This is a genomic window from Alteripontixanthobacter maritimus (assembly GCF_003340475.1).
GTDB classification, from domain to species: domain Bacteria; phylum Pseudomonadota; class Alphaproteobacteria; order Sphingomonadales; family Sphingomonadaceae; genus Alteripontixanthobacter; species Alteripontixanthobacter maritimus.
The window spans coordinates 2,485,284-2,498,968 of the sequence record NZ_QBKA01000002.1 but is presented as its reverse complement, the minus strand read 5'-3'; the positions used below and the strand labels follow the sequence as shown (position 1 = coordinate 2,498,968).

Genomic DNA, 13,685 nt, shown 5'->3' with positions numbered 1-13,685 from the left:
GCCAGGACTTGCGACAAGGGCGGCAACACAAAGATAGAGCGCGAACGCGCCCGTATGAGGATCAAACCGCCATGAAACGCATCATATCGACAGTTCCCGCATTCGCGGCCGCGCTGGCATTGTCCGCCTGCGCCACTACCACCGGCATGAACGACACCGCATCGCTCGACATTCCGGCGGTTGCCGCAGGCACCATTTCCGAAGCCACGATGAAGAATATCACCCGCACGCTTTCGTCGGACGAGTTCGAAGGCCGGATGCCCGGGACCATTGGCGAGGAAAAGACCGTCGCGCTGCTGATCGAACGGTTCAAGGCCGCCGGATTGCAGCCCGGCAACGGCAATAGCTGGGTGCAGAACGTGCCGCTCGTAGAAATCACCGGGCGCGATTTCGCTCCGCTGACGATTCGCGGTGGCAGCGGCGGCAGCACGGGCGACATGAAGCTGGACTTCGCCAAGGACTGGGTCGGCGTCAGCTATCGTGAGGATGCCCGCACCGTGCTGGACGATAGCGAGCTGGTCTTCGTCGGTTACGGCATCGACGCGCCCGAGAAGGGCTGGAACGATTATGCCGGTATCGACATGACCGGCAAGACCGCCGTCATCCTGGTAAACGATCCCGATTTCGGCGCGGAAACGCTGGAAGGGGACTTCAACGGCAAGGCGATGACTTATTATGGCCGCTGGACCTACAAATACGAAGAAGCCGCCGAAAAGGGCGCGGCGGGCGCCATCATCATCCATGACACTGCGCCGGCCTCCTATGGCTGGAACGTCGTGGAATCCTCATGGTCCGGCCCGCAGGCCTATGCCCAGCGCGGCGCCAACGCTCCGGCGCTGACGCAGATGAACGGCTGGGTGCAGAAGGATGCAGCGGCGAAAATCATGGCGGCGGCGGGCAAGGACCTGAATGCACTGTCCGCTGCAGCGAAGCGCAAAGGCTTCCGCGCCGTACCGCTCGGGCTGACGGCCTCGACCAGCTTTTCAAACGACATCAAGACCTACGAATCGCAGAACGTAATTGCGATTCTGCCGGGTAGCAGGCGGCCTGACGAATATGTCATGCACACGGCGCATTGGGATCACCTCGGCCGTTGTACGCCCGCGCCGGACGGCGATGATATCTGTAACGGCGCGGTCGATAACGCGACCGGCACGGCGGCGCTGGTGGCTCTGGCCGAAGCCCACGCCAAGGCGGGCGCGCCCGATCGCAGCCTGGCATTTCTGGCGGTGACGGCGGAAGAACAGGGCCTGCTCGGCGCGGATTATTACGCTGCCAACCCCGTCCTGCCGCTCGCCCAGACGGTTGGCGGCATCAACATGGACGCGTTCCAGGTGGCCGGTGTGGCCAAGGACGTCACCGTGGTCGGTCCGAACAAATCGCAGCTCGACCAATTCCTCAACGCCGCGCTGGTGACCGATGGCCGCGTGGCGACGCCCAATCCTAAGCCGGAAGCGGGCTATTACTACCGCAGCGATCACTTCGCCTTCGCCAAGCGCGGCGTGCCGATGCTGTATATCGATGGCGGGGAAGATCTGGTCGCGGGCGGCGTGATGGCCGGCGCGGAAGTGGCGCGCGATTACACCGAAAATCGCTATCATGGGCCGAAGGACGAGTTCAACGAGAACTGGGACTGGTCCGGCGTGATGGCCGATTTGCAGCTGTTCTACCGCATCGGCCGCAGCCTCGCCATGAGCACCAGCTGGCCCAACTGGAACCCGGGCGATGAATTTCGCCAGACGCGCGACGAAAGCTGCGCGGCGGCGGATGGCGAGGGCTGCGGGTCTTAGCCCGCACCTTAGCCGGGCTTGGTCCATGTCGTTGGTAATGCCGCCTGAATGGGCGCCGCAGGACTGGTTGTGGATCGGCTTCCCTCACGATGCGACGGAGTGGCCGGGCATCCTGCCGCGCGCACAGGAACAGATCGCCGCCTTCGCCGACGCCGTTGCCGATAGCGGACAACCCGTGCGCCTGCTGGTGCGCGACGCCGCAAACGAAGCGCGCGCGGCCTCACTATGTAGCGCATCGATTGCGCTGGAGCGCCGCGAATATGGCGATATCTGGCTGCGCGACACCGGGCCGCTGGTGGTGCTGGATGATCGCGAGCGCGCGGCACGCCGGTTCGGCTTCAACGGCTGGGGCGGGAAATACCGCATGCCGGGCGACGAGACTATCGGTGCGGAACTGGTACGCGATGCCGACCTGCCGCTCGAAACCGCGGACTGGATCCTGGAAGGCGGCGCGGTGGATAGCGACGGCACGGGGCTGGCCGTGACCACCGAGCAATGCCTGCTAAACCCCAATCGCAATCCCGACCTTTCGCGATCCGATATCGAAGCGCGGCTGGCGCGCGATCTAGGGTTTGACCGGGTGTTGTGGCTCGGCGACGGATTGCTGAACGACCACACGGACGGCCACGTAGACAACCTCGCACGCTTCGTCGCGCCCAATAAGCTGGCGCTTCCCAAAGCGACCGGCGCCGATGATCCAAACGCCGCGATCTACGCCGATGCAAAAAAGCGCGCGCTGAATTTCGGTGTCCGCGTCCAAACCATCCCTTCGCCCGGGCGCATCATGCGCGGCGATCTGGTGGAACCGGCAAGCTACGCCAATTTCGCCATAACGACCCATCTGGTCGTGGTGCCGACATTCGGATCGGTGCATGATGCAGACGGCGTGGCGGCAATCGCCGACCTGTTTCCGGACCGGACAACCATCGGCCTGCCTGCCGATGCCGTATTGGCAGGCGGTGGCGGTTTCCATTGCGCGAGCCAGCAGATGCCGTCCGCCGCTTAATCCGGCGGGTCGTATTAAGGTATTCTTAGGCGGTGGCTGCGAAACTAAGTTCCATGACCAAAGCCGCCAACCAAGCCTGCGATTACGCTGCCGCACACCACGCAGCGCTGGCGGAGGCGTTGCGTATCGTAATTGTCAGCGGATGCGGCATGGCACTGGTAATGGCCGGAACCGCGCTCCCGCTCTGATAGGCTTCAGCCGCCGGCGAGCTTGATTAGCGCCGCAGCCGCAGCTGCAAACAAAACAAGGCCGGTGAAGCTTCGCCATACGGTATCGCTCACCTTGCCGAACGCCTTCGCGCCCAGCCAATTGCCGATGATGACAACGGGAAACAGCAGCAGCGCCAACCCCAACAGCCGCCATTCCAGCGCGCTGATAGCCAATCCCGATCCCAGCCCGGCAAAGGCAGCAATCGTGAAGATCAGCAGCATCGACGCCTTGGCCGTATGGCGCGGAATGTCGCGCCCGACGTAGTAAGGCACCACCGGCGGGCCGGGCATTCCGGCAAACCCTGTTAGGAGCCCTGTGGCAACACCGGTCAGCCCGGTCGTCAGCCGTCCCGGCACGGCCGCTCCCCGTTGCGGCAGCAATACGGCGGCAAACGCGGACAGCGCCACCAGCGCAATCAACAACCGGGCCAGCGCCGCCGGAGTAGCCGCCAGCAGGATCAGTCCTGGAGCGGTCGACAGCAGCACCAGCGCACCAAGTGTCCAGGCGGACCGTTCGGCTTGCTTCAGTATCCAGCGCATTTCGCTCAGGCCCAGAAACAGCGCCACGAAATTGGTGACCAGCACTGCCTCGACCGGCGTCAGGGCCAGTGCCAGCACCGGTACCATCAGGATCGCCATGCCGAACCCTGCCAGCCCGCGCACGAACGCGGCGGCGAAGGTCGCCGTCAGCGCCACCGCGATCTGCAGCAGGCTGAAGCCCGCAATCAGTTCCATTATTTGAGGTCTGGCGCAGTCGCCTCCCCGCGCAGCATTGCAATCGCCTCGTCCAGCGGCATGACGCGCTGGTCCTTACCGCCAAGCGTGCGCAGCGCGACGGTGCCCTCCTCCGCCTCCCTCTGGCCCACGACCAGCAGATACGGCACTTTTGCCAGGCTGTGTTCGCGCACCTTGTAATTGATCTTCTCGTTGCGAAGGTCGCTTTCCACGCGAATGCCCGCTGCTTGCAGTTTCGCCAGCGCCTCGCCGGCATAGGCGTCCGCATCGGACACGATGGTGGTGACGACTGCCTGCACCGGTGCAAGCCAGAGCGGCAGCTTGCCCGCGTAGTTCTCGATCAGGATGCCGATGAAGCGTTCATACGATCCGTAGATCGCGCGGTGTAGCATGACAGGACGGTGTTTGCCGCCATCTTCGCCAATATACGTCGCATCGAGCCTTTCGGGGAGCACGCGGTCGGACTGGATGGTGCCCACCTGCCAGGTGCGCCCGATCGCGTCGGTCAGATGCCATTCCAGCTTGGGCGCATAGAACGCGCCTTCGCCTGGCAGTTCCTCCCAGCCGAATTCCTCCGACGCCATGCCGGCGGCCGCCACGGCGTCGCGCAGTTCCTGTTCGGCCTTGTCCCAATCCGCATCGCTGCCGAAGCGCTCGTCGGGCCGAGTGGCCAGCTTGATGGCAAATTTTTCAAAGCCCAATTCCTTGTACACGCGGCTGGCGAGGCGGCAGAAGCGGTTCACTTCCTCCACCACCTGATCTTCCGTACAAAAGATATGCGCGTCGTCCTGCGTGAACTGGCGTACCCGCATCAGTCCGTGCAGCGCGCCGTGGGGTTCGTTGCGGTGGCAGCAGCCCATCTCGCCCAGCCGGATCGGCAGGTCGCGGTAGGACGTGATGCCTTGCTTGAACACCAGCACATGGGCCGGGCAATTCATCGGCTTGATCGCCATCCAGTCGGCATCGTCCGCCACCTTGGGTCCGGCCGCTTCGCCTTCGCTGTCCACATCGGGCACAATGTCGGGCACGGCGAACATGTTGGCGCTGTATTTGCCCCAGTGGCCGCTGCTTTCCCACTGCCGCACATCCATCAATTGTGGCGTCTTGATTTCGCGGTAGCCGCCGCCATCCATCGCGCGGCGCATATAGGCTTCCAGCTCGCGCCAGATCATGTAGCCCTTGGGATGCCAGAACACGCTGCCATGCGCCTCTTCCTGGAGGTGGAACAGGTCCATCTCGCGGCCCAGCTTGCGGTGGTCGCGCTTGGCGGCTTCTTCCAGCCGGATGAGGTGCTGTTTCAGCTGTTTGCGATCGAGCCAGCCGGTACCGTAAATGCGCGACAGCTGCGGATTGCGCTGGTCGCCGCGCCAGTATGCGCCCGACACCCGCATCAGCTTGAACGCCTTGGGATCGAGCTTGCCGGTGCTGGCGAGATGCGGCCCGCGGCATAGGTCGAGCCACGTGCCGTCGGCCCCGACATCGCCCGAATGATAGACCGTCAACGGTTCGCCTTCGGGCAATTCCTGCGCCCATTCCGCCTTGAAGCTTTCGCCCTTGTCCTTGAACCAAGCGATCAGGTCGTCACGCGTCCACTCTTCCCGGATGAGGGGTTTGTCCGCAGCGATGATCTCGCGCATCTTGTCTTCGATAACCGGCAGGTCTTCTTCGGTAAACGGCCCGCGGCTGTCGCCCGTGCTGAAATCGTAATAGAAGCCATCATCGGTCGCCGGGCCGAAAGTAATCTGTGTGTCTGGCCATAGCGCCTGCACGGCCTCGGCCAGCACATGCGCGTAATCGTGCCGCACCAGTTCCAGCGCGTCCGCCTCGTCGCGGCTGGTGATCAGTTCCATCGAGGCGTCGCCTTCGAAGGGGCGCATGATATCGCGCACTTCGCCCCCCTCGCCATGATCGATCCGCGCAGCCAGCGCCGCTTTCGCGAGGCCGGGACCGATGGCCGCCGCCACATCGGCGGGGGTGGAGCCTGGCTCGACCTCGCGCACCGATCCATCGGGCAGGCTGATTTTCAGAAGTTCGGTCATTGTCGCTCGTCTCTTTCGTTTGACGGCGCAATGGCAGAACCGGGCGCGAACCGGAAGAGGGGACTAGCCCTGCGCCAGTTTGTTCGTCCCGGCCGCCGTGGTCATCCTGTGGCTACCCGCCAGCCGGGCGGAGCGTTTCCGCACGCGTTGCGTAAATCGCCAGTCGCAAACCGCCGACGCGGGCGTCAGCTCCACCGCCATATAGCCGCGTTGCGAAGTGTCGGTCCATGTAAGCTGCGGGCTGGACTGCATGGTCGAAGCCGCCAGCATTTCGGGCGGCAGGCCGGGTAGATAGGTTTCGAAGCCGGGCGAGGTTACGCTTTGCCCGCCGAATTCGACCCCCGCCGCCATGCCGTCGTGGGTCAGGTCGAACGCCCAGGCGTTGTGCGTGTCACCCGCCAGCGAAATGAGGTTCGCATCCGCATTCAGCGCGGACACCAGCAACCGTTCGCGCGCGGCGGGGTACCCGTCCCAGGCATCCATATTGAGCGGCAGTCCCGCTCGGCTGGCAAGCGAGGCGGCGCGCAGCCGCCCCTGTACGGCAGCAGGCGCGCGGTCGACGATCGCATCGAGCAGATCGGCATTGCTGGACACCTGGCCCATCAGCACCTGCTGCGCCAACACCTGCCAGGTCTTGCCGTCCGACCGCGAGCGTTTCAGACCGTTCGCCAGCCAGTCCTGCTGCGCCTGCCCCAGCATCTCGCGAGAGGAATCGCGATAGGCGCCTTCCCGAAACGCGGCGAGCGCCGCCATCATCTCGTCCGGCGATTTCCCGCCTCGCAACACCGTGCCGATATCGAATTGCTCGGACCGGTTGGTCAGGCGCGTTTCCAGTCGGTACAACGTGGCCAGCTGCCCAATTTCATACGCCGCCCAGGGTTCATCCGATACCGGCAACCATTCGCGATAGGCGCGCGTCGCGGCATCGGTCCGCGCGCGCCATGTTCCTTCGGTTGCAACATCGTGGTTTTCCGCCCCGCCACTCCAGCTGTCATTGGCGGTTTCATGATCATCCCAGCCCAGCACCATGGGGTAGATCTGGTGCAGGCGCTGGAGGTCCGGATCGGCGCGGTAACTGGCGAAACGCGCGCGGTAATCGGCCAGCTTCAGGGTTTCGCTCGCCGGTGAAATCTCGCGGTCTGCAATCGTGCTTTCCGCATCGGGATAGGTGCCTGCGCCATATTCGTAGAAATAGTCGCCCAGATGGAGCACGAGATCAAACTCGTTCGCCTCCGCTGCATGGGCATAGGCGTTGAACCAGCCGAACCCCTTGTTGGAACAGCTGAACACCGCCATCCGGAAACGCGACACATCGCCAACCGGAAGCGTTCGCGTGCGGCCGTCCGCGCTGGTGGAGCCGTCCGGCGCTGTGAACTGATATGTGTACCAGCGCCCCGGCTCCAGCCCGCTCGCGACGGCTTTCGCGCACCAGTCGGTATCGGACGAGGCAAGCGCCGTCCCTTCCGCAACCACGCGCCGGTTCGCGTCCATCTCGCGCACGACATAGGTGAGCTGCGTATCCTGCGCGCCTGCAAAGCGCGTCCACAAAAGCACCGAGCCCGACGTCGGCTCGCCACTGGCCACACCATGAGTAAAGCCGCGCCCGCCAGAGGTTGCGGCGAGCGGCGCTGCGGCCGCGAGCCCGGACATTAGCGCCCCCGACTTGAGAAGTGTGCGGCGGTCGAAAGCGGGCTGGGGATGTTGGTTCATTTGGCGGACAATAAACATCGTTCGCAGCAGAACAATCGCCGTTTCGCGTCAAGGCTCGCAAACATTTTGTCAATCTCACTTGACAAGCAACTTTTCTTTGTCTAGTTTCCTTGACATAAATTCAATGGAGCTTGTCACATGGAAAAACGGAAAAGCACTTTGGAAAGATCTCCCGGTTTCTGGGCCGGGATGATGTTCGCGGCGTACGGGGTTATCGTCGCGCTACAACTGACAAACGCTGTCGAAGGCCCGGCCGCAACTCTGCTGTATTTCCTGCCGATCGCCCTTCTGTGGCCGCTATATCGGTCCGCGTCGGCGCTGCACCGCAAAACCGGCACGTCCAGCGCGGCGGTCCGTCGCTACAATCAGCGCTTCCTGCTCGCCGCATTGGGCTACATGCTCGGGCTTGGCATAGCCGTTACCTTGCACAACAAGTTCGAACTGAGCGCGAGTGCATTGTTCGCCATCGCCATGCTACCCGTGATCCCCATTTGCGGCATGATCTGGGCGATGGCGCGCTATCTACTGGAGGAAACAGACGAATACCTACGGTACCGCGCGGTCAACGCTTCGCTTGCCGGGCTTGCGGTATTGCTGGGGCTGGCGTCATTCTGGGGCTTTCTGAAAACGTTCGACGTCGCTCCGCACGCACCTGGCTGGCTCGCCTTTCCGATATGGGCGGGCGGCATGGGGATTGCACAATGCTGGATGAGCCTGCGGGCACGCAGCGATGATAGCGCTGGTGACGATATGGCGGGTGAGGCATGAAAAATCGCCTCAAGGTCCTGCGGGCTGAACGCGATTGGAGCCAGCAGGCGCTGGCCGACCGATTGGAAGTATCGCGCCAAAGCGTAAACGCCATCGAAACCGGCAAATACGATCCCTCCCTTCCCCTGGCATTCAGGATCGCCGATCTGTTCAATCTTCCCATCGAAGAGATATTCCTGCGCAGCTGACCGTTAGCGGCCCAATCCGGCGCTTCGCCCGACTTGTCCTTGATAACCCGAATGATAGTGGGCATCCCCTTACTAATTAAAGGGGAGGTGGGGTTATGGACGAACAGCGGCAGGACGCCGAAAGTGCATTCGGCTTCGAGGGGGCGTGGCAAGAATATGCCCCGATTGCCTTTACCAATTTGCTGCTGACGATCGTCACACTGGGCATCTACCGTTTTTGGGCAACGGCGCGCACCCGGCGGTATTTATGGTCGCGCAGCCGGTTCGTGGATGAACCGCTGGAATGGGCGGGGACCGGGATGGAACTGTTCATCGGTGCCTTGCTGGTGCTGGGGCTGATCGGCCTGCCGTTCTTCCTGTCATCCTTCGCTACCCAGGCTCTGGCGATGCGGGGCTACGAAGCTGCCGCGGTCCTGTTGCAGATCGCCGTCCTGGTGGCTGTGTTCTACCTTGTCGGCGTGGCGGTGTTTCGCGGTCTTCGTTACCGCCTGTCCCGCACACGCTGGCGCGGTATTCGCGGCGGTAGCGATGATGCCGGCTTCGGCTACGGATTTTCCTACATGTGGAAGACAGTTGCCGGCTACATTCCGCTTGGTCTGGCTGTGCCGTGGTCCATGACCAGCCTGTGGAACGAGCGCTGGAACACAATGAGCTTCGGGCCGCACAAATTCGAAGCCAACGCCGAATACGGCAATATCTTCGCGCGGTATCTACTGTTCTACCTCGCGCCGTTCGTATTCGTCATTCTCGCGATCCTGTTTGGCGCTACGGGCGCGCTGGCGGGTTTCGGGGTTGGCGGACAGGATGGCGGCCTTGGCGGAACCTTTTTCGGAATTTTCCTAGGCGTTATCTTCGCCTACCTCGCGCTGGGCCTGATCGCGATGGCGTTCTACGCCAAATACTTCCGGGAAGTCGTGGGATCGACCCGCTGGCACAAGCTGCAATTCCATTTCAACGCATCGACGATGGACTGGTTCAAGCTGTTGATCGGCGACATCCTTCTAGTGGTGTTTACGCTCGGCATAGGAGCGATCTTCCTGACGTATCGTCACTGGAAATTCTTTATGATCCACATGGATGCAAGCGGCGAAATCGTGTTGGACGAGCTGACCCAGTCTACCACAAGAACGGCTGGCCATGGCGAGGGGCTGCTCGACAGCTTCGATATGGGCGCAATCTAGGGTGCGGGATGACGGCGGAATGGCTGCGTCCGAAGCGGCGAGCGCCGTGCGCGCAAGCTGGTTCGACGGGCTTACTGCCGTCAAGCATGAAGGGGTGGCCGCCGCTTTGGACGGCAATCTGTTGCTGCGGGCGGATGCCGAACCGGGCGATCGGGTGGAGGATATCACCGTCCCTGCAAGCGAGCTGCAATATCTCGACAAACGCGCCGACGGCATAATCTACGGCCGCGGCGAGATTGAAGAATTCCGGCTGATCCTGCCTGCCGACCCTCCGCCCGCGATCGCAGCGTTGCTGCCGACAAAATCCGATTACGGCGCGTGGATCGACCGGCACGGGCTGCTGAAAATGACGGCCGGATTTGCCGCAGTCAGCGTTACTGCTGTCGCGCTGTTCATGACCGCGCCAAACTGGCTCGGCCCAATGGTACCCGAACGGTGGGAACGCAATATGGGCGAGGCGATGATCGGCGATTTCGGCGGGCGGCTGTGCAGCACACCTGAAAGCGATGCGGCGCTGGCCAAGCTGGTGCGCACAATGGACCCGGGTAGCGAGGAAGACGGCGCGCGCATCAAGCTCGGCATTGCCAATTTCGATATGGTCAACGCGGTGGCCCTACCCGGCGGGCAGGTGCTGCTGTTCGACGGGCTGTTGCAGGAGGCGGAAAGGCAGGATGAAGTGACAGGCGTGCTGGCGCATGAGGTGGGTCATGTGCGCGAACGCCATGTGATGACCGCGGTGCTGCGCCAGTTCGGCCTGTCGATCCTGTCGGCGGGTCTGGGCGGCGGTTACAGCGAAAGCGCGCTGGGCATCGCCTCGCTGGATTATTCGCGCGAGGCGGAAACGGAAGCGGACGAATTTGCACGCGAAAGACTGCGCGAAGTGCGCGTTTCACCCGATGGCGCGGCAGCGTTTTTCGATCGGGTGGCGGAAGAATATGAAGACACGAATGCGCCGGCCATCACCGGATGGCTCGCCACGCACCCCGCTGCCAAGGAACGCGCCGATGCCTACCGCGCCAGCAAGGATCCGCAGGCCAGCTATCGCGACATCCTGACGAAGCGTGAATATGCCGCCATCCTGTCCGCTTGCAAGAACGATCCCGATGTGGAGGAGTTCGATTTCTTCTAGGGAAGCGACCGACCGATGACCCACATTCCGATCGAGTATTTTGCGCTTCCCGAACGCATCGACACAGCGCGGCGGAATATTGCCTTCCGCTATCATCCCGCCCCGCCCGGCGCGCCGACAATCGTGTTCCTGCCCGGCTATATGTCGGACATGGACGGCGGCAAGGCGACCGCCACGATGGAGTGGGCGAGAGCGAACAAACGTGGCTGCCTGCTGCTCGATTATTCGGGTTGCGGATCGAGCGACGGGGAGTTTGCAAACGGCACGCTGACACAATGGCGGGACGAGGTGCTGGCGCTTATTGCAGCCAGGGCAAATAGCCCTGTCGTGCTGGTCGGTTCGTCGATGGGCGGTTGGCTGATGCTGCTTGTGGCGCGCAAGCTCGGGGCTTCGCTCCACGCGATGGTCGGCATCGCAGCTGCGCCGGATTTCTCGCAATGGGGCTTCGATGACGGTCAGAAGGCCAAACTCGCAGCGGGCGAGACAGTCTTCGAGGACAATCCCTACGGCCCTGAACCCACGCCGACATATGCGAAGTTCTGGCAGGACGCGCAGCAATCGTTGCAGCTCGGCGGCGAGATTCCGGTCGATGTGCCGATGCGCCTGCTCCACGGGCAACGCGATGCCGATGTGCCGTGGGACATCAGCTTGCAACTCGCAGCCGCGCTTCGTTCGGACGATGTACAGGTGACGCTCGTCAAGGACGGCGACCACCGCCTGTCGCGCGATACCGATATCGAGGCGCTGCTAGGCATTTATTCCGCGCTTTGACGCGCGCGCCCCACCGGGACGAAACGAACCATGACTGCTACCTTTGCCGGACTTGTCCTGCCCATGCTGATGCAGGTCGGCCCCGCACCGCGTGAAAGCGTGATAAGCGCGCTGCCCGAAGAACTCGCCAACCGGCCCGACCGCCCCACGCCGACACCCATGCCTACTCTCGATACCGGCGATGCGGACGAAACCACGGCGCAATTGCCCGCTGCTTTGCAGGATTGTCTGCAACTGATCCGCAGCAACCCCGCTGTGGCGCGCGACCGTGCGGAGCGTAATTTGCTCGGCGCGACTGGCGAGCGCCGTATTATCGCCGCTCATTGCCTCGGCCTTGCGCGCAGCGAGCTTGGACAGTTTACCGGAGCGCGCGACGCATTCCTGACCGCGCGAGAGAGCGTGGTGGATACCGATGCCAATTACCGCGCGATGCTGGGGCTGCTGGCAGGCAACGCCGCGCTCGCCAATGGCGATGCCGCCACCGCGCTGGCAGATTTCGGGCCTTATGCCTTCGGGCTGCCGCTGGCCGGTGACATCGCTCTCGACAGCGCCCGCGCGCTGGTGGCGCTGGGGCGGCTGGACGAAGCCGCAAGCGCCTTGGCTTTCGCCCGCGAGGCCAAGGCTGGCGATGCGGCACCGTTTCTCTATTCCGCCACTCTCGCCCGCAGGTTGGACGATCTGGCGGCAGCGCAAATGCATATCGAACAGGCCGTCACGCTCGATCCGCTCGACCCGGCCATCGGTTTGGAGGCAGGCGTCATCGCAATCTTGCAGGGGCGCGAGGATGCCGCGCGCAAGAGCTGGCAATCTGTACTGGACACGGCGCCGGATGGGGCGGAAGCGGAAGTCGCAAAAGGCTATCTCGCGCAGATCGCCCAACCGGCCCCGAACCCGTGACTGCACCCGCGACCACATCGATACCCGCGCTATCCGTTCTCGATCTCGTACCGGTACGCGAAGATAGCTCGCTGGGCGAAGCTTACGAAGCTGCGGCGGACCTGGCAAAAGCCGCAGAAGATGCCGGCTATGCGCGGTACTGGGTGTCGGAACACCATGCGATGGAGGGGGTTGCAGGCGCAGCCGCCGCGGTCGTCATCGCCCATGTCGGCCATGCGACGTCCACCATCCGCGTCGGATCGGGCGGGATCATGCTGCCCAATCACAGCCCATTTCTGATTGCGGAACAGTTCGGGACGCTGGATGCGCTGTTCCCCGGACGGATCGATCTCGGGTTGGGTCGCGCGCCGGGCGCGGACCAGCGGTTCCAGCGGGCGCTACGCAAGAACCTGCACGCCGCAGCCGAACAATTCCCGCAGGATGTGGTGGAGCTGCGTGCGCTTCTGACCGGCGACATCGACCTGCCGGTAACCGCCACGCCCGGCATGGGCGCGAATGTGGAAATGTGGATGCTGGGCAGCAGCCTGTTCGGCGCGCAGTTGGCGGCGAAGCTGGGGCTGCCTTATGCGTTCGCAAGCCATTTCGCGCCCGACCATCTGGATGCCGCGCTGGCGATCTATCGCCGCGACTTCCAGCCTTCCGCCGCGCTGTCGCAGCCCCATGTGATGGCCGCGATGACGGTACTCTGCGCCGAGACCGACGAAGAAGCGTACTACCACGCCAGTTCGCAGCAACAGGCCTTTGTCCGGCTGCGCAGTGGCAGCCCGGGCAAATTGCCGCCGCCGGTTCGCAATTACGCCGACAGCCTGCCTGCACCTGCCCAAGCGATGCTGGCGCATCTGTCGCAGGCCAGCGCGATAGGCAGTCCGCAAACCGTACGCACCGCCATCGAGGCATTTGTGAAACGAACAGGTGCGAACGAGATCATCTGCGCCGGATCGACTTACGATCCCGCAATCCGCGCCCGCTCGCTCGGCCGGGTCATGGATATCCTTGGGGCGGACATCCCCGGCGACTGAGCGAGCGGGCGCGGCGGCCGGTACGGGTATAACCGGCTGGGTAGAAGACCAGGCCCTTCAGGGCCGGCCTGCAAGCGGCGAGGGGCGGAAGGGACCGGCACCGCAACAGCTTGCTTTAACGTTATAGAGCGATGCGGCGGCATTCGGGCAGACGCACATAAATAAATTACGCTACGGTATGACCGCAGGGTCATGACGCAGCCAAATTAGACTGTTACATCGCTGCGCGAGGCGGCAATATCC

At 63.3% G+C, this 13,685-nt stretch carries 13 protein-coding genes; 10 read left to right on the top strand and 3 right to left on the bottom strand.

The annotated features are described in order from the left end of the window. Positions 1-71 precede the first annotated feature (71 nt). From HME9302_RS12305 to HME9302_RS13510, 3 genes are read left to right on the top strand one after another with little or no spacing between them, the layout of a single operon-like run. Positions 72-1,790, top strand: coding sequence for a M28 family peptidase (locus tag HME9302_RS12305; protein ID WP_181815771.1), 1,719 nt, complete (start codon positions 72-74; stop codon positions 1,788-1,790). Positions 1,791-1,815: 25 nt separating this feature from the next. Continuing rightward, positions 1,816-2,796, top strand: coding sequence for an agmatine deiminase family protein (locus tag HME9302_RS12300; RefSeq protein WP_115367255.1), 981 nt, complete (start codon positions 1,816-1,818; stop codon positions 2,794-2,796). 53 nt (positions 2,797-2,849) lie between these two features. Next, positions 2,850-2,984, top strand: coding sequence for a hypothetical protein (locus tag HME9302_RS13510; protein ID WP_268243482.1), 135 nt, complete (start codon positions 2,850-2,852; stop codon positions 2,982-2,984). Positions 2,985-2,990: 6 nt separating this feature from the next. On the opposite strand, the gene HME9302_RS12295 is transcribed toward HME9302_RS13510, so the two are convergent. The 3 genes from HME9302_RS12295 to HME9302_RS12285 form a co-directional block, all read right to left on the bottom strand. Next, complete coding sequence (locus HME9302_RS12295; protein ID WP_115367254.1) at positions 2,991-3,740, bottom strand: sulfite exporter TauE/SafE family protein; 750 nt, start codon at positions 3,738-3,740, stop codon at positions 2,991-2,993. Then, positions 3,740-5,779, bottom strand: a complete 2,040-nt coding sequence (thrS, locus tag HME9302_RS12290; protein WP_115367253.1) for a threonine--tRNA ligase — start codon at positions 5,777-5,779, stop codon at positions 3,740-3,742. Before thrS ends, HME9302_RS12295 begins: the two co-directional genes overlap by 1 nt. Before the next feature lie 63 nt (positions 5,780-5,842). Next, positions 5,843-7,429 carry an alkaline phosphatase D family protein gene (locus HME9302_RS12285; RefSeq protein ID WP_230080000.1) on the bottom strand — a complete coding sequence of 529 codons (1,587 nt, stop codon included), beginning with the start codon at positions 7,427-7,429 and terminating at the stop codon, positions 5,843-5,845. Positions 7,430-7,627: 198 nt separating this feature from the next. On the opposite strand from HME9302_RS12285, the gene HME9302_RS12280 reads away from it, so the two are divergent. From HME9302_RS12280 to HME9302_RS12250, 7 genes are all read left to right on the top strand, one after another. Next, the gene (locus HME9302_RS12280; RefSeq protein WP_115367251.1) at positions 7,628-8,257 is read left to right on the top strand and encodes a hypothetical protein; all 630 of its coding nucleotides are present in this window, start codon (positions 7,628-7,630) and stop codon (positions 8,255-8,257) included. Beyond that, the gene (locus tag HME9302_RS12275) at positions 8,254-8,445 is read left to right on the top strand and encodes a helix-turn-helix transcriptional regulator (RefSeq protein WP_115367250.1); all 192 of its coding nucleotides are present in this window, start codon (positions 8,254-8,256) and stop codon (positions 8,443-8,445) included. The genes HME9302_RS12280 and HME9302_RS12275 overlap by 4 nt, the downstream gene beginning before the upstream one ends. A 95-nt stretch (positions 8,446-8,540) precedes the next feature. After that, on the top strand, positions 8,541-9,626 hold the full coding sequence (locus HME9302_RS12270; RefSeq protein WP_115367249.1) for a YjgN family protein: 1,086 nt from the start codon (positions 8,541-8,543) through the stop codon (positions 9,624-9,626). Positions 9,627-9,645: 19 nt separating this feature from the next. Continuing rightward, positions 9,646-10,755: a M48 family metallopeptidase gene (locus tag HME9302_RS12265; protein WP_181815769.1), complete on the top strand. Its 1,110-nt coding sequence runs from the start codon at positions 9,646-9,648 to the stop codon at positions 10,753-10,755. A gap of 15 nt (positions 10,756-10,770) precedes the next feature. Further along, complete coding sequence (locus HME9302_RS12260; protein WP_115367247.1) at positions 10,771-11,526, top strand: alpha/beta hydrolase; 756 nt, start codon at positions 10,771-10,773, stop codon at positions 11,524-11,526. Positions 11,527-11,556: 30 nt separating this feature from the next. After that, the gene (locus HME9302_RS12255; protein ID WP_115367246.1) at positions 11,557-12,423 is read left to right on the top strand and encodes a tetratricopeptide repeat protein; all 867 of its coding nucleotides are present in this window, start codon (positions 11,557-11,559) and stop codon (positions 12,421-12,423) included. A 20-nt stretch (positions 12,424-12,443) separates the two neighbouring features. Beyond that, on the top strand, positions 12,444-13,442 hold the full coding sequence (locus tag HME9302_RS12250) for an LLM class flavin-dependent oxidoreductase (protein WP_115367746.1): 999 nt from the start codon (positions 12,444-12,446) through the stop codon (positions 13,440-13,442). Positions 13,443-13,685: the final 243 nt, after the last annotated feature.